Genomic DNA, 15,447 nt, shown 5'->3' with positions numbered 1-15,447 from the left:
GAGCTATGAAAAAAGTGATTTTCATTTTAATAATAATGGCATTAATTATTTCTTGTAGAAAAGCAGATGTATGTGCTGACTGTTTGACTTTTTATTTTGAAAAGCCACAGCCAGATAATGATTCAGAGTTAGATCATTTTCCTAATAAATTTAGAGGATTGTATATGAATCAGGATTCTATTTTTATCCGAATTCAGGAAGATAGAATTTTGAGAGAACAGTTTTATAAAAATACAGTTCATAAACTCGCTTTAGATTCGTTAAAAGGAGAATATGATATTATCGATGGAACATTAGTTATTAAGGATTTTAAAGCGAAATATGATTTGAAGCCAAAAGGAGATTCGATAGAATTAATTCAAAAATTTATTGACACCTTATTTAGATTTTCATATAATGAAAAGGCAAAAAGAATAGATGGTCAATTAGTTTTAAGCAGGAGAGATTCACTATTTTGGGAAGTCGAATTCGTTTCTATAACTAAGAATAAAATAAAATTCAGAAATATGAATTATCGTGAAGATCTAAAAAATCTTGATTCAATGACAGCGATTAAAAGTAAAATGTTAGATTCTCTTTCCTATTTAATTAGACCAACCAGAAGCGAATTTAAAAAAATACTTAAAATTAAAAAGTCAGGATTCGATCAGGAATATATAAAAGTTGCAAAATTGTAATTTTAATTACAAAATATAACATGGAAAAAATGTAAAATGTTTTCAAAATATGAAATATAAAAAAATTCATTTTAGCTTAAATTTGGAAAGAATATATAAATTTTGAAACCCGTGCAAAAACGAAATATCTTATCCAAATCGTGGTACTTGCTAAAAAGAACATTTTTAGAATTTATAGAAGATGACGCTATAAAATTAAGTGCAGCCTTATCGTACTATACTATTTTTGCATTACCACCATTATTAATCATTATCATAACCATTTGTGGTTTCTTTTTTGGAGAAGATGCTGTTACGGGTCAGCTATATGGACAAATAAATGAGCTGGTAGGAAATGATGCAGCCAAACAAATTCAGGAAGCCATTAAAAATGTACAGCTTTCAGACAGTAATGTTTTTGTTACTATTTTTGGTATCATTATGTTGCTGATAGGGGCATCAGGGGTTTTTGCTGAGATTCAGAGTTCGATTAATTACATTTGGGGATTACGTGCGAAGCCCAATAAAGGCTTTAAGAAATTTGTTCAAAACAGGCTAATGTCATTTTCAATGATAGTTTCAGTAGGTTTTTTAATGTTGGTCAGTTTAATGTTAAATGCTGTTTTGGATATCCTGAATGCCCGATTAAAAATCTACTTTCCGGAAAGTACAATCTACTTTTTTTATATTATCAATATATTAATTGTATTGGCAAGTATTACACTTCTTTTCGCTATTATTTTTAGAACATTACCAGATGGAAACATAAAATGGAAAGATGCTTTTATTGGTGCCGGATGTACATCTGTTCTTTTTATGATTGGTAAATTTGGTATTGGTTTTTATCTGGGTAATTCAACCATAGGATCTGTTTATGGTGCTGCAGGATCTGTGATTATAATTTTGGTTTGGGTTTATTATTCGGCCATCATCTTATATTTTGGAGCCGAATTTACTAAAGTTTATGCCAGAAGTTATGGAGGAAATATTTCTCCAAATGCTTATTCTGTAGAAATTAAAAAAGAAATTTTTGAAATTAGTGAATAACTTTTGAGGAAGAAACTTCTACAAATATTGCATATATTTCAAAATATTGAAAACTATTTAAACAACTGATTCAGATTAATCTCTTTTTTCTCCCGGAGCTTCTTTACAATTTTCAAAAATGCAATGGCTGTAATATAGGCATCGCCCAACGCGGTATGACGGTCTTTTTTAGAAATATCAAACTTATCTGCCAGATCATCTAACGTGTAATGATCCTTGCGTTCAAAGAGATGTGACTTGATTAAGGTTCTTTTGTATAAAACTCCGGTATCCAGTGCCTTGTTTTTTAATTCAGGCAAGCCATTTCTTTCCAAAGCACGATTGATCATCGTAATGTCAAAATTTGCATGATGCGCTATAATAATAGCATCGCCCAAAAAAACTGAAAATTGTTGTAAAGCTTCCAATTCAGAAGGACGCTTCATAACAAAATCTTTTAAAATTCCATGAATCTGTGCAGTTGACTTATCATAATGATCCTGTTCTATATAAACTTCAAAACTATTCTGAATTGAAATAATATTGTTTTGTAAAACCAAAGCTCCAATACACAAAATCCGATCATTTATATAATCGAAACCTGTCGTTTCGGTATCCAGGACTACAAAACGTGTTTCTTCGATAGTTATATTTTCATCGAAAAAATCCTCTTCCTTTTTCCAAAAGTTCAATAAACCCATTTTATACAATATTAGAAACATTAAAACGTACCGAAATTAATTCCTGAAGTTCTTTAATGGTTTTGAAAGTTCTTTTTAGTTTTATCTTTTCCATTTTCGAAAGTGATTCCAAAGCAATAAACTGTCCGGAATCATGATGCAAGAGCCCTTGTTTGGTTCTGAATTTTAATAAAGCCTTAAACGAGTATGAACATGATAAATAAAGCTCACTATTTTGAGGCTCTAATTCGGCCAATTTTTCAAAACGTTCTGCCGTATTGCTAATGGATTTCACGGAGTGAGACAAAATTAAAACCCGTGCGGCATCCGTAAGCGGCATTAATGCCCTTCTTTTAATATCAAACTGATCTTTGTTGGCACCGTCCTGCTCCACCAGAAATTGCCTGAAAAAACCAGTAGGAGATGGGCTTTGCAAAGCGCCACTAACCAAATGGACATAAAAAATAGGGTTGGTCTTTACGTTTTCAAAAATCGATTCAGATAATTGATCGACAATTTCGGCATCACCATATTTCAGGCTGTAATCAAAAAAGATAAAAGATAAAAGCACTTCGTTTTTACCCGGATTGTTAATCCAATAAGCGATCTGGTTTTTCCATTCATCAAGGCTCATACACCATTTTGGGTTGGATGCCATCATTTCGGCAGGACAATATTCGTAACCAATAGTAAAAAGCCCTTTGTTGATATAGGTGGCTAGTTTTATAAAATAAGCTTTGGTTTCATCTCTAAAAACTTCAGAAACATTTTCATATACAATGGCATTATCCTGATCTGTATGCAACATTTGTTCATCCCGGCCCTGACTTCCCAAAGCCAGCCAGGCAAATTTTGCTGGAGGAGCACTATTCATTTTTTCCAGCGAAATATCAATAACACGGGTTACACAGGCATCATTTAATTCGGTTATGATTTTTGTAATCAGGGTAATCGGAATATTTTGATCTAAATACCCTTGCAGTAATTGCATGATTCGGGCTCTAATAGGCTTGATTTCCTTAACTTTTGTTGTTCTTTTTAAAGCCTTAATTAAAACCGCAGGATTATTTCCCAGCGAGACCATAAGATCATGTTTGGATAAAATACCAACCGCTTTTGTATTGACAGTTCCGTCTTTCGTAAGGCATAAATAACTGATATTGCTTTTCATCATCGCCATTTGTGCCTCGGTAACGGTCATTTTTTTAGAATACGTAATAACCGGCGATGACATAATGGTTTCCGCAGTAGTGGTAATAGGATAATCTCCGGAAACGATTTTGTTTCGTAAATCCTTGTCGGTAATAATACCGATGGGAAGCATCTCATCCACAATTAAAATAGCACCTACTTTTTTCTTCGTCAATATTTTAGCAATCTCTTTAGCTGTTGTAGACCGACTGCAAGTCACGATTTTCTTGGAATATTTTACAGGTTGTAAATCAAATAATTCCTTGTCAGAATTAGCCGTCTCCTGCGCTATGATTTCACCATATAAATTATTTTTATGAACTTCAGAATAAGGGTTTTTGGTATTGGATGCATAGCTTTCAATAAGGAAGTTGCCAATCTTTTTGTTTTCTAAGGCATATGGCTTAAAAACAGCTATTGGAATTGCATATAATATACTTTCTTCATACGTAATGGCCTCCATAACATAATTTTCCTGAGCAAGAAGCGGTCTGAGTCCAAAAATATCCCCTTCGTCACACATATCGAGAATAACATTTTTTTGATTTTTCTTAAGGGCGACTGCACCTTTATGAACCACGTAAAATGAATCATGCGTTTTTTCATTCTCTGTAAAGATTACCGAATCTTTTTCCTTGTATATGATCGAAATTTGTTCGGATAATTTTTCCAGGTCTTTTTGATGCAAAAGATTAAAAGGAGGAAAGTGCTTTAAGAAGTCAGCAACTCTATGTGAAATGGTATTTTTCATACGTTTTATTTGGGCTCTAATTTAAAGAAACAGATTTATTTTTTTAGATAAACATAAAAAAAGCTCCTTTGGAGCTTTATGCGAATTAGATTACTGTTTTTTTCGAACTCTCATATTAACGAATTCTACAGCCAAAGAAAAGGAAATCGCAAAATACAAATACCCTTTTGGAACTGCCCCGATATGTTCACCTATAAGAATAGCATTAGATAAATGCATACTTTCCGTAATTAACATGAAACCAATTAAGATTAAAAACGAAAGTCCTAATATTTGTATCGAAGGGTTTTTGTTGACAAAATTACCAACCGGAACCGCAAATAACATCATAACCGCTACAGAAATTACAACAGCCGTAATCATAATAGTTAAAGCTCCTTCTACACCATTGGTCATACCAACAGCCGTTAAAATTGAATCTACAGAAAAAATTAAATCAATTAACAGGATTTGCACAATCACATTCGAAAAACTGTTTTTTGCAGACGTTTTTAATGTTTTTTCTTCTTCGCCTTTATGATCTACTTTTTCTCTAATTTCCTTGGTGCTTTTATAAATTAAAAACAGTCCTCCTAAAAATAAAATTATCGCCTGTCCCGTGAAACTTCCATTTAACCATCCCCAGTGAATACTAAAAATTATGGCCTTCATAGCAATTAAATAAGAGACTCCCATCAATAGCGCAATACGCATGAACATGGCTAAAAATAAACCAATTCGTGTTGCTTTTTTGCGATTTTCTTCAGGCAGTTTTCCGGTAACAATCGAAATAAAAATAATGTTGTCAATCCCTAAAATAATTTCAAGAAAAGTCAGTGTCAATAAGGCAATCCAGGCATCAGGATTCAAAAATACTTCCATTTTTTGAGCTTTATGTTTTTATCTAATTCAATCGGTTTTTATTACCGTTCCTCGTTGTTTTTCTTCTGATCCCACCATTCCAAATTCAAAAGTGTATGAGTCTTTTGAAGTATTCAGGATTTTCATCCCAATTGCTTTTTCCTCGGCCCGGTTTTTAGGATGCTTTTTTTGCAATATATACTCACAATCACTTACCCAGCGTACTGTTGAGGTATCTGTTTTTCCATTGTAAGTTTCAATTTCGATATCATCTTTGCGTTCAAAAAAGGTTGTTTTTTTTACACCATCAACTTCATATTCAAATTTGAATTTCCCGTTTTTGAAATCCTTGCAATTGCGCTCCGCCTCATAACATGACATTAGTAATAGTAGTGGGAGGAGTAATAGTAATTTTTTCATCTTTAATGTTAAGTTGTTTTTTTAGGAGCTTAATCCTGCTTTTCGTTACAATCTTTTGTTCCGCTAAAGAAGCGTCACAAAAGGATTTTTACTTCAATCAGGGCTAGGCAGCTGTTTTCATGTCACCCTGGGATATTTTATTATGTAAGTAAAAATCAATCAATTTGATTGCAGATTTTTGATTAACGATTCTTGATTTTAGATGTGCGAATCCCTAAAAAAATTGTATGCTTTTATTTTCTAACATCAAATCTGAAATCAAAATTCGTTGATCTGCATTCAAAAATCTTTTTATTTCAATTTTTCTAATTCATCATCCGTAAAGTTCTTAATTTCTTTTTCCTTGGCAAACTTTTCAGCATTATAATTTCCGGATTTATTTTTCGGAATTGACAGACTTTCCCAAGGACTGTTTTTTAATTGTTTAGCATAAAAAACAATCTGCCCAACATGATACGGATAATGTGCCAGCTGACGATTAATAGCTTCAATAACGGTATGACCTTCATTGCGAATATAAATAATATCCGAAAGCTGTTCCGGTTGTAAACTTTCTAGAGTATCTAAAAAGCATTTCCATCCTTTATTCCAAACTTCTAAAACGGATTCTTTCGATTGCAGGTCATTTTCGAATTCAGCATCACGATTGCGCCATTCTTTTTCTCCGTCAGAAGTCAGGAAATCTGTCCAGCGCGAAAGCATATTGCCAGAAATGTGTTTTATAATGGTGGCAATACAGTTGGTGTCTTCGTTTACAGATACAAAAAGCTGTTCCTGTTCTAATTGATCCATTGACTTTTCGCCCAGCATTTTATAATACAAAAATTGTTTTTTAACACTTTCTAAATAAGATATATGAGCTTCCATAATTATACAATTTTAATATCGTATTTATCTAAAAGCCCTACGATTCCCTGAGTTGAAAATTGTGCTTTCCGCATCGGGTTAAATTCAGGATCAATTTTGTAATTGTAAGCCGTTCTAAAATCTACTGCAGCCAATTGGGTATCATTAAAAATAGCACCATCCAAATCACAATTATCAAAAACCGAACTGGTTAAATTGACTCCTATAAAAGTAACTTCTCTCACAGAGCAATTGATAAATTTCGTTTTTGGCATTTTTTTATTCGAAAAAATAGCATAATCCAAAGCACTTTCGTCAAAATAAACCTGAAACAAAAAGTCGTCACATTCGTTAAATGCGATTCCCAGAAGTTTACAATTTTTGAAAGTCACATTCTTTAAACTCGTTCCTGATAGACTGGTCATCGACAAATTGCAGTCGATAAATTCACAGTCTAAGAAAGTATTGTAGGCAAAATTACTGTTAGAAAAATCACAGTTTTTAAATACACAATCCTCGAACTCCCGATTGTTTATTTTTTTATCAATGTAAATGACTTTCTCGAAGGTTTTCTGAATGTGAATTAGGCTTTCCATGAATGTTTTTTAGCAATTTCTTTGGCTTCATCTTCAGTATAAAAATTTCCTTTTTTAATATTATCTAAGGTATTTTCAATATCTAAATTGTAAGCAGTATCCGAGTCAACATTTGAGTTGTTGATGGATTGTAAAAGATGTTTCAATTTTTCGATAAAAGAAGGATCTTTTACTTTATCAATTTCCTGATGAATCCAATTTAATTCAGCTTGAATATACATAATTAAGAATTTTAGTAAAAATACAAATTAGTCATTAAACAAACCTTTCATAATGATTTTCAATCCGTAAAAAATTAAAAACATAGCACTTAAACAAGCCACAATTCCAGTTCCTAAAACCAAATAATGCCAGTTGGTATGCTGATTCATAAAGGCATTATAAATCAACGAAGGTCCTATGAATAAAAGAGGAAGAGAGCCAGATAAATATTTAACTCCTTTTCCTAATAATTCTTTATTTGTTGCCATGTTTTAATTTTGTTTCAGGTTTATCACAGTTTTGTCATTTCTCCTCACATCGAAATAACAAACTTTATGTTATAAAAAAGTCATCTTACATTTTAGAGAAAACCTTTTACTTTAAATAATTATCTACAGCATTTCTCACGCTTCCGTATTTTTTCAATAATTCAGAAGCTTGTTCGTATGAAACCGGAATTTCTCCCATAATCATTTTGACGCCGCGATCTACCAGTTTGATGTTGCTCAACTGCATATCGACCATTTTATTTCCTTTTACTTTCCCGAGTTGAATCATTGATGCTGTCGAAATCATATTCAGAACTAATTTTTGGGCAGTTCCGGCTTTCATTCTCGAACTTCCGGTAACAAATTCCGGCCCCACAACCACTTCAATAGGAAACTGTGCCGTTAAAGCTAGTGGACTTCCAGCATTGTTGGTAATACAGCCCGTTAGGATACTATTTTGATTGCAGGTTTCTAAGCCGCCAATTACATAAGGAGTTGTTCCTGAAGCAGCAATTCCGATGACGACATCATTTACACCAATATTATTCGCCTGTAAATCGATCCAGGCTTGTGTTGCATTATCTTCGGCGTTTTCTACGGCCCGGCGGATTGCAGTATCTCCACCTGCAATAATTCCGTTTACCAAATCAAAAGGAACCCCAAAAGTAGGAGGACATTCTGAGGCATCAACAACGCCTAAACGTCCTGAAGTCCCTGCACCTATATAAAATATTCGTCCGCCTAATTTTAGTCTGGCTACAACTTGAGCTATTAAAGCTTCAATTTGTGGCAATGCTTTTTCTACAGCATCCGGAACGGTTTTGTCTTCGTTATTAATATTGGTAAGCAATTCATGAACCGACATTTTTTCTAAATGTTCGTATTTTGATGCTTGTTCTGTGGTTTTAGTAAATGTCATTTTATATGTAAATTGGACCAGTTCAAAATTACTGTTTTTTATTGCAATTTTTAGAACCTTTTTGCAAGAACTAAAATATTATATTTGTTAAATATTAAAGATAAATGGATAGATTAAGCTTGTTGCAGGGGATTGCACGTATCTCGGTTTTTGTGTCTTTATTGATGGCCTTTTTTTTATTTACTGTTAAAACCGAAAATAAATTGGCGAACCGTTTATTTGCATGGTTCTTTATCGTCTCTGCTATAGACCTTAGCGGTTTTTTTGTTTTTGATTACATTCAGGGTTATCTCAATTTAGTGATTTTTAGATGGACAATCTGTTTGTTGGCAATGCCATTGTTTTACCTTTATGTACTATCAGTTTGTTATTCTGATTTTAAATTAAAACGGAAGCATTTAGTGCATTTACTTCCTATAATTGTAGTCAATTTGGTTTTTCTTCCCAGATTTTATCTGGCCAGTAATGCCGGTATGAAACTTTTATCCGGGGATCTTGATCATATGCCTGAAATATACTTAATCCAGGCTTTAATTGAATTTCAGTATGTGTTTTATATCGTGAGTGTATTTTTAATTTTGAAGAAATATAGAGAGATTTATCTGGAAAACTATACCAATTCGTGTACTTTGACTTATAAGTATCTTTTTCAGATGACCACTGTTTTTCTTATCGCACACTGTCTAGTGGCATTAAAAAATTTATTGCGTTATAGCGATTACAGACAAACATTTCTTTGGTTAAATGTAGTAGTAGGAAGTGTAGCTTTATTTATTACCTGTTGGTTAGTAATGAAAGCATTGAATCATCCCGAACTTTTTAGGGGAATCAACTCTAAATTACAATTGGCAAAAGATATTCTGCCTAAAGATGAAGAAAAATCACAAACAACCAATGTTCAGGATGATGCGATTTCCAGTCAGATTTCTACATTGAAACAATATATGGCAGAAAAAGAACCTTTTCTCGATCCGTCGCTTACCATACAGGAACTCGCCAATCAGATTGATATTCCGGTTCGGGATTTATCAGTTTTGATTAATCATTATATGGATCAGCACTTTTTTGATTTTGTGAATGAATACCGCATTCAAAAAGCAATGAATATTTTGAAGGATCAATCCAAAAGCCAGCTTACGGTTTTGGAAATTTTATATGAAGTCGGTTTTAATTCAAAATCTTCATTTAATACCTCTTTCAAAAAATACACTAATTTAACACCTACAGCTTATAGAAATGCTTCATAATAAGCGATTTGTAAAAAGTCATACTTCAGGCCAATAAAAGTCGAACTGATTTCTTCAATAGAAATTGGTTCGACTTTTTTTTGTCGGTCGAATTCCGAAAATTTCTAAGGCAACTTTGCTTCAAATTAATCGAAACAAGTTTAAAAATTAGAAATCATGAAAAAAGCAAGCTTCCTTATCTTTTTATTATTGCCTTTATTTTGTTTAGCACAATCATTTAAATTAAAAGGAAAAATATCCAGCGAAACAACTGCATTAGAATGGACAGATATTTCAATATCAAATTCAGAAGGAAAAATCATTGATGGAACTACAACTAATAAAGAGGGTAGTTTTGAAGTTAATCTTAAAAAAGGCTCGTACAAAATAGGAATCAGTCTTTTGGGATATACAGAATCTGAAAAGGAAATTTCTATAGAAGCAGACACTGATTTAGGAACAATCATTTTAAAAGAAATCACGACCAGTCTAACAGAGGTTGTCATTCAATCTAAAAAGAAAACCATCGAACAAAGAACAGATCGTTTGGTCTATAATCTTGAAAATAACGTTACAACGGTTGGTGGTGATGCTTTGAGCGCCATTAATACGGCACCTGGAGTTGTAGTGCAGAATAACACCATTAATATATTAGGAAAAGGAACTTCCCGTGTTATGATAGACGGAAGAATGATTGAATTAGTTGGTGAAGAACTAAATAATTTCTTGAAATCAATATCAGCAAGTGATATTAAAAACATTGAAATTATCAGTAATCCGCCGGCTAAATATGAGGCTGAAGGAACCGGCGGATTAATTAATATTATCATGAAAAAAGGTGTCCGGGATTCCTGGAAAAATACAACCACAGCTTCTTACGATCAAAATAAATATGGTATTTATACTTTAAGAGATAACTTCTTTTATAATAAAAACAAGTCTAGATTTTCGGCTAGTGTTAATGCAAAAACTGGTTATTTAAATGCAACAGATGATTTAAAAATGTATTTTCCTGATGGACTTTCGCATATGAAAAGCACAACAAAGGTAAAAACCGAAAATCTTTCCGGTAAATTGGCGTTAGATTATGATCTTTCTGAATGTACGACTATTGGTTTTCAATATTTAAACGACAGCAATAATCCTGATTTTAAATCGGATATCAGAATTGATAAGTATACTACTCAAAATGAATTGGATAATGTTACTTTGAATAACAGTTTTACCGATAAAGGATCTGGAAACCAAACTTATAATATGCATTTGATTACCAAACTAGATTCCTTAAAACGAAAATTATCTTTTGATGTGGATTATTTTGATTACCATTCAAAATTTGACAGAAATTTTATTGCCAATAATTATGAGCCAGATATGACTTTTGTAGATGTAAATCAGTCGGGAAGAAATATTTCGAATCAGGATATTAACAACAGGAGTTTTAAGGCCGATATGGAACATCCGCTTCAAGTGTTAAATTTATCTTACGGGGCAAAAATGAGTTTTACAAATAGTATTAGTGATGTACTTTACTACAATACGATTACAGGAATCCCGGAATTAGATACTAACCAATCCAACCGATTTAAATACACTGAAAATAATCAGGCTATTTATGTTAATGCAGATAAAAAACTAAATGAAAAATGGAATTTTCAAATGGGACTGAGATTGGAGAATACCCAAACTAACGGATTTTCTGAAACAATGAATCAGGAAACAGAAAACAATTATTTGAAATTATTTCCAACATTGTATGTTTCTTATAAGAAAAACGAAAATAATAGTTTCAGTTTAAATTACGGAAAAAGAATCAACAGACCTCGTTTCGACCTGCTGAATCCGTTTAGAATTTATATCAACAGTAATAGTTATTCTGAGGGAAATCCGTTTTTAAAACCTTCGTTTAGTGATGATTTTGAATTTGCTCATTCGTATAAAGAAATATTGAGAACCAGCGTTTTTGTCAATGCAATCACAAACGGCTACGGCGTTTTGTTTACCTCAAACCCGGAAACAAATACCCAGATTGTAACGCGTGAGAATTATTTTAAAAACTTAAATTATGGAATAGGGGAAACTTATTCGGTAAGTTTCGCTGATTGGTGGTCAAGCGAAAATTCATTGTATTTTTTAGGAGCAAAAACAGAGTTTATTACAGCTATTAATGCTATGCCATCAAACAGTCTACAAATTGATTTTTCGACAAACAATACTTTTGTATTAGGGAGAACATCAAAACTGCAGATTGATTTTAGTTACAGTTCGCCTTTTAAAAGTGGTTTGTATGAAGTAGGGTATGCATCTAGTTTTGACATTGGTTTTAAACAGGATTTGTTTAATAATACCATGCAAATTGCATTTTTGGCAAATGATATTTTTAATACGTCTTATTTAAAAGATTTCACTTCGGTTGTAAATGGAATAAAACAGGTATATAACCAGAGGGAAAGTAATCGATTTGTGCGTTTGTCTGTAGTTTATAATTTCGGAAATAAAAAGATCAATGTGAAGGAGCGTGCTTTTGGAAATCAGGAAGAGAAAAAGAGAACGGGGAATTAAATTAGATAATTGGGTCAATTAGATAATTGAAAGAGAAGAAGAATAAGTGTTTAAAACCTGTTAGGTTTACCTTTTTTATCATCGTCAAATTTATACCTAACAGGTTGAAAAACCTGTTAGGAAATCTAAACGTCTTTTGTAAATGTGGTCACGCCCTGATTATAATAAAAATGCCAATAAAATTCCAAGGACAATCATGGAAACTTTGGCAACATTAAATTTGTGCCCTTCGCTGCTTTCGAAAATTATAGTCGATGAAATGTGAAATAATATTCCGATTACAATGGCAGTTATTTCAGTATAATACTTGTTTAAAACAGGCAAATATTCTGAAGCAACCGTTCCAAGCGGAGTCATAATTGCAAAAGTAAGCATGAAAGCAAAAATGGCTTTTTTGTTCAGACTGGCATTGATGAAAAAGGTGGTTAGAATCACAGCAATTGGTAAATGATGAATGGCGATTCCGATGGCTAAACCGTGATGATGGCTAACAGGAAAACCTTCTAAAAAGGCGTGTATGCACAAACTGATGAAAAGCAGCCACGGAATCTGAGACATTTTAGCATGCCCGTGTACGTGCCCGTGTTCAGCTCCTTTAGAGAAAAATTCCAATATGATCTGGAATAAGATTCCGATCATGATGAACAAGCCAATTTTATGATTGTGCGACTGATAAACTTCCGGCAAAAGGTGCATTACAGTTAACGACAACAGGAAAGACCCGCTAAAAGCAAGTAATAATTTGAGATTGGTTTTGTTTTTTGGTTTTAAAAACAAAGCTACAAGATATCCTAAAAGTACAGAAAATAAGGGTAATAAATAATTCATTTGTTGAGTACCAAATTATTTAAAAATCATAATTAATCGCTCGCTTTCGGTTTTGTGGAATTTTTTCAGCTTATAATCGCCAAAAATATCCAACAGAAAAATACCGGCTTCGACCATTAATTCTTCGAAATCTTTTAAAGTCAATGCCTTTACTTTTTCGGTAAAATGATATTGATGTCCTTGATCTTCAAAGTCTATTTCTTTAAAAATATGCCCATCCTGAACATATCTTTTGATTTTAAAATCGATTCCGTCTACAGATTTCACTTCTTCAGGAACCAAAGTTTCAATTACCTGAGCAACATTCATAAAATCGATTACCGCAAAACCATATTCGGATAAACTTTCTTTGATGGCTTTTAAAGTAGTCAAATTATCATCGTCGTTTTCGAAATAACCAAAACTGGTAAAGAGATTGAAAATAGCATCGAATTTTTCCTCGAAAGGTTCACGCATATCATGCACTTTAAAATGCAAAGTTTCATTGCTGTTTTTACTCGCTTCAGTAATACTGTTTTCAGATAAATCAGCACCTAATACATTGAATCCTAATTGATTTAAGTAAATAGAATGGCGCCCTTTTCCACAGGCGAGATCCAGAACTTTTGCTTTTTCTGGCAGGTTTAGATAATGCGTTAAATTATCCATAAAAATCTGGGCTTCCCGGTAATTCCGATCTTTGTAGAGAATGTGATAATACGGGGTATCAAACCATGAAGTAAACCAGTTTTTAGTGTTACGTTCCTGATTTGGTGTTGATGAGTTGGGTGCTTCAGACATTTATTCTATTTCAATTAATTCAAAGTCCGGCAAATTTAGTGTATTTTTGCCGAAAAATAACTATTTCGTGACTATACCTATTATAGTTGTGCATTAAGAAAGTTTTTATTGCAGATTTATTTTTGTTTAAATCTGTTTTAATTCAAATATAAAAATGGAAGAAAATTTTAGAATGATAGCCAAATGTTTTTTTGGTTTTGAAGAAATACTGGAAAAAGAATTAAAGGATCTTGGAGCTCAGGATGTTGAAAAGGGAGTGAGAATGGTAAGTTTTAAAGGAGATAAAGGTTTTATGTACAAAGCCAATTTGTCGTTGCGTACCGCTCTTAAAGTTTTAAAACCAATTTATTCATTCAGAGCGAATAATGAGCAGGCATTATACAAAGGAATTTCAGGTGTAAACTGGTCAAAATTGCTAAATGCCAATCAGACTTTTGTAATTGATGCAACGGTACATTCGACTTATTTTAATCACTCTGAGTTTGTTTCTCAAAAATGTAAAGATGCTATTGTCGATCAGTTTAGAGAAAGGACAGGACAGAGACCAAGTATTGATAAAGCTTTTCCGGATTTACGGATCAACGTACATATTGATAAAGACCAGGTTTCGGTTGCTTTGGATACTTCGGGAAATTCATTGCATCAGCGTGGTTACAGAACAGCTACGAATATTGCGCCAATCAATGAAGTTCTGGCAGCAGGAATCTTATTGTTATCAGGCTGGGAAGGTCAGACTCATTTTTTGGACCCAATGTGTGGTTCAGGAACTTTTTTAGCAGAAGCCGCTATGATTGCCTGTAATATTCCGGCAAACATCAACAGAAAAGAATTTGCTTTTGAAAAATGGAAAGACTGGGATAATGACTTGTTCGATCAGATTGTAAACAGCCTGATGAAAAAAACAAAAGAATTTCATTATACAATTAAAGGTTTTGATAAAGCGCCAAGTGCCGTTCAAAAAGCCAAGGATAATATCAAAAATGCTAATCTGGAAGATTATATAACAATCGAAGAAAACAACTTTTTTGATACTGAAAAAGCGGTTGAAGGTAAATTACATATGGTTTTCAATCCACCGTATGATGAACGTCTGGATATTCATATGGAAGAATTCTACAAGAATATTGGAGATACACTTAAGAAAAGTTACCCGGGAACGAATGCATGGTTTATTACGGCAAATCTTGAAGCCTTGAAATTTGTGGGATTAAAACCTTCCAGAAAAATCAAACTTTTCAATGCAAGTCTTGAAGCACGTTTGGTAAAATACGAAATGTACGAAGGAAGCAAGAGAACGAAATTTCAGGTTTCTGAATAGTTTAAATTAGTTACAAAGAGGCAAAGGTTAAAAGAGAAAAAACTTTGTTGCTTTGAGCCTTTGTAACTTTGAACCTTTAAAAAGAAAAAAATGACAAAATTACAAGTAAGAGCTTTTTTATATCAGTTAGGATGTTTTGCGATCCTATTTATTTTAGGAAGATTTATTGTGGCAAACTATACACAATTAACAGGACTTTGGATTCCGATGACTTCTTTTATCGTAGCTACTTTGATTTCGCCTAAATTTCAGGCGGTAAAAACCAAAGATGGAGAAAAGCTTTTTATGAAATGGATTTTTATAAAAGGGATAAGGGAAATTGGGTAATTATTTTTAAG

17 protein-coding genes are annotated in these 15,447 nt (G+C 32.8%); 6 read left to right on the top strand and 11 right to left on the bottom strand.

Going from position 1 to position 15,447, the window contains the following annotated elements; genetic code table 11:
* The first annotated feature begins 5 nt into the window (after window positions 1-5).
* The gene (locus tag J2W48_RS13950) at window positions 6-677 is read left to right on the top strand and encodes a hypothetical protein (RefSeq protein WP_310282250.1); all 672 of its coding nucleotides are present in this window, start codon (window positions 6-8) and stop codon (window positions 675-677) included.
* Window positions 678-788: 111 nt separating this feature from the next.
* Window positions 789-1,703: a YihY/virulence factor BrkB family protein gene (locus tag J2W48_RS13945; protein ID WP_310282249.1), complete on the top strand. Its 915-nt coding sequence runs from the start codon at window positions 789-791 to the stop codon at window positions 1,701-1,703.
* Window positions 1,704-1,756: 53 nt separating this feature from the next.
* On the opposite strand, the gene J2W48_RS13940 is transcribed toward J2W48_RS13945, so the two are convergent.
* The 9 genes from J2W48_RS13940 to murQ all read right to left on the bottom strand — a co-directional run bounded on the left by J2W48_RS13940 (window position 1,757) and on the right by murQ (window position 8,395).
* Complete coding sequence (locus J2W48_RS13940; RefSeq protein ID WP_310282248.1) at window positions 1,757-2,383, bottom strand: 3'-5' exonuclease; 627 nt, start codon at window positions 2,381-2,383, stop codon at window positions 1,757-1,759.
* A gap of 1 nt (window position 2,384) precedes the next feature.
* Window positions 2,385-4,304, bottom strand: coding sequence for a DUF294 nucleotidyltransferase-like domain-containing protein (locus J2W48_RS13935; RefSeq protein ID WP_310282247.1), 1,920 nt, complete (start codon window positions 4,302-4,304; stop codon window positions 2,385-2,387).
* A gap of 90 nt (window positions 4,305-4,394) precedes the next feature.
* The gene (locus J2W48_RS13930; RefSeq protein WP_310282246.1) at window positions 4,395-5,165 is read right to left on the bottom strand and encodes a TerC family protein; all 771 of its coding nucleotides are present in this window, start codon (window positions 5,163-5,165) and stop codon (window positions 4,395-4,397) included.
* Between the two features lie 27 nt (window positions 5,166-5,192).
* Window positions 5,193-5,564 carry a DNA topoisomerase IV gene (locus tag J2W48_RS13925; protein WP_310282245.1) on the bottom strand — a complete coding sequence of 124 codons (372 nt, stop codon included), beginning with the start codon at window positions 5,562-5,564 and terminating at the stop codon, window positions 5,193-5,195.
* Between the two features lie 291 nt (window positions 5,565-5,855).
* Window positions 5,856-6,431, bottom strand: coding sequence for a DUF1572 family protein (locus J2W48_RS13920; RefSeq protein ID WP_310282244.1), 576 nt, complete (start codon window positions 6,429-6,431; stop codon window positions 5,856-5,858).
* Between the two features lie 2 nt (window positions 6,432-6,433).
* Window positions 6,434-7,006 (bottom strand): pentapeptide repeat-containing protein, encoded by a 573-nt coding sequence (locus J2W48_RS13915; protein WP_310282243.1) that lies wholly within the window; start codon window positions 7,004-7,006, stop codon window positions 6,434-6,436.
* Complete coding sequence (locus tag J2W48_RS13910) at window positions 6,994-7,227, bottom strand: hypothetical protein (RefSeq protein ID WP_310282242.1); 234 nt, start codon at window positions 7,225-7,227, stop codon at window positions 6,994-6,996. The genes J2W48_RS13915 and J2W48_RS13910 overlap by 13 nt, the downstream gene beginning before the upstream one ends.
* 27 nt (window positions 7,228-7,254) lie before the next feature.
* Window positions 7,255-7,476, bottom strand: a complete 222-nt coding sequence (locus J2W48_RS13905; RefSeq protein ID WP_310282241.1) for a DUF6095 family protein — start codon at window positions 7,474-7,476, stop codon at window positions 7,255-7,257.
* 106 nt (window positions 7,477-7,582) lie between these two features.
* Window positions 7,583-8,395: an N-acetylmuramic acid 6-phosphate etherase gene (gene murQ / locus J2W48_RS13900; protein WP_310282240.1), complete on the bottom strand. Its 813-nt coding sequence runs from the start codon at window positions 8,393-8,395 to the stop codon at window positions 7,583-7,585.
* A gap of 104 nt (window positions 8,396-8,499) precedes the next feature.
* Between murQ and J2W48_RS13895 the strand changes: the two genes are divergently transcribed.
* Window positions 8,500-9,642 (top strand): helix-turn-helix domain-containing protein, encoded by a 1,143-nt coding sequence (locus tag J2W48_RS13895; RefSeq protein ID WP_310282239.1) that lies wholly within the window; start codon window positions 8,500-8,502, stop codon window positions 9,640-9,642.
* A 156-nt stretch (window positions 9,643-9,798) separates the two neighbouring features.
* The gene (locus J2W48_RS13890; protein ID WP_310282238.1) at window positions 9,799-12,183 is read left to right on the top strand and encodes a TonB-dependent receptor; all 2,385 of its coding nucleotides are present in this window, start codon (window positions 9,799-9,801) and stop codon (window positions 12,181-12,183) included.
* A gap of 159 nt (window positions 12,184-12,342) precedes the next feature.
* On the opposite strand, the gene J2W48_RS13885 is transcribed toward J2W48_RS13890, so the two are convergent.
* A complete protein-coding gene (locus J2W48_RS13885) occupies window positions 12,343-13,011 on the bottom strand; it encodes a ZIP family metal transporter (protein WP_310282237.1) in 669 nt (222 codons plus the stop codon).
* Between the two features lie 15 nt (window positions 13,012-13,026).
* Entirely contained in the window at window positions 13,027-13,791 is a 765-nt protein-coding gene (locus J2W48_RS13880) for a class I SAM-dependent methyltransferase (protein WP_310282236.1), read from the bottom strand.
* 154 nt (window positions 13,792-13,945) lie between these two features.
* On the opposite strand from J2W48_RS13880, the gene J2W48_RS13875 reads away from it, so the two are divergent.
* Complete coding sequence (locus J2W48_RS13875; protein WP_310282235.1) at window positions 13,946-15,109, top strand: THUMP domain-containing class I SAM-dependent RNA methyltransferase; 1,164 nt, start codon at window positions 13,946-13,948, stop codon at window positions 15,107-15,109.
* Between the two features lie 90 nt (window positions 15,110-15,199).
* On the top strand, window positions 15,200-15,436 hold the full coding sequence (locus J2W48_RS13870; protein WP_310282234.1) for a hypothetical protein: 237 nt from the start codon (window positions 15,200-15,202) through the stop codon (window positions 15,434-15,436).
* Window positions 15,437-15,447 lie beyond the last annotated feature (11 nt).

Source organism: Flavobacterium piscis (genome assembly GCF_031457575.1).
In the GTDB taxonomy this organism is placed as follows: domain Bacteria; phylum Bacteroidota; class Bacteroidia; order Flavobacteriales; family Flavobacteriaceae; genus Flavobacterium; species Flavobacterium piscis_A.
This window is presented reverse-complemented; position numbering and strand designations above follow the sequence as displayed.

Excerpts from the sequence above, each read along its gene's own strand:
- J2W48_RS13950 (WP_310282250.1), top strand. The coding sequence starts at position 6 with ATGAAAAAAGTGATTTTCATTTTAATAATAATGGCATTAATTATTTCT.
- J2W48_RS13940 (WP_310282248.1), bottom strand. The coding sequence starts at position 2,383 with ATGGGTTTATTGAACTTTTGGAAAAAGGAAGAGGATTTTTTCGATGAA.
- J2W48_RS13935 (WP_310282247.1), bottom strand. The coding sequence starts at position 4,304 with ATGAAAAATACCATTTCACATAGAGTTGCTGACTTCTTAAAGCACTTT.
- J2W48_RS13930 (WP_310282246.1), bottom strand. The coding sequence starts at position 5,165 with ATGGAAGTATTTTTGAATCCTGATGCCTGGATTGCCTTATTGACACTG.
- J2W48_RS13925 (WP_310282245.1), bottom strand. The coding sequence starts at position 5,564 with ATGAAAAAATTACTATTACTCCTCCCACTACTATTACTAATGTCATGT.
- J2W48_RS13920 (WP_310282244.1), bottom strand. The coding sequence starts at position 6,431 with ATGGAAGCTCATATATCTTATTTAGAAAGTGTTAAAAAACAATTTTTG.
- J2W48_RS13915 (WP_310282243.1), bottom strand. The coding sequence starts at position 7,006 with ATGGAAAGCCTAATTCACATTCAGAAAACCTTCGAGAAAGTCATTTAC.
- J2W48_RS13910 (WP_310282242.1), bottom strand. The coding sequence starts at position 7,227 with ATGTATATTCAAGCTGAATTAAATTGGATTCATCAGGAAATTGATAAA.
- J2W48_RS13905 (WP_310282241.1), bottom strand. The coding sequence starts at position 7,476 with ATGGCAACAAATAAAGAATTATTAGGAAAAGGAGTTAAATATTTATCT.
- murQ (WP_310282240.1), bottom strand. The coding sequence starts at position 8,395 with ATGACATTTACTAAAACCACAGAACAAGCATCAAAATACGAACATTTA.
- J2W48_RS13895 (WP_310282239.1), top strand. The coding sequence starts at position 8,500 with ATGGATAGATTAAGCTTGTTGCAGGGGATTGCACGTATCTCGGTTTTT.
- J2W48_RS13890 (WP_310282238.1), top strand. The coding sequence starts at position 9,799 with ATGAAAAAAGCAAGCTTCCTTATCTTTTTATTATTGCCTTTATTTTGT.
- J2W48_RS13885 (WP_310282237.1), bottom strand. The coding sequence starts at position 13,011 with ATGAATTATTTATTACCCTTATTTTCTGTACTTTTAGGATATCTTGTA.
- J2W48_RS13880 (WP_310282236.1), bottom strand. The coding sequence starts at position 13,791 with ATGTCTGAAGCACCCAACTCATCAACACCAAATCAGGAACGTAACACT.
- J2W48_RS13875 (WP_310282235.1), top strand. The coding sequence starts at position 13,946 with ATGGAAGAAAATTTTAGAATGATAGCCAAATGTTTTTTTGGTTTTGAA.
- J2W48_RS13870 (WP_310282234.1), top strand. The coding sequence starts at position 15,200 with ATGACAAAATTACAAGTAAGAGCTTTTTTATATCAGTTAGGATGTTTT.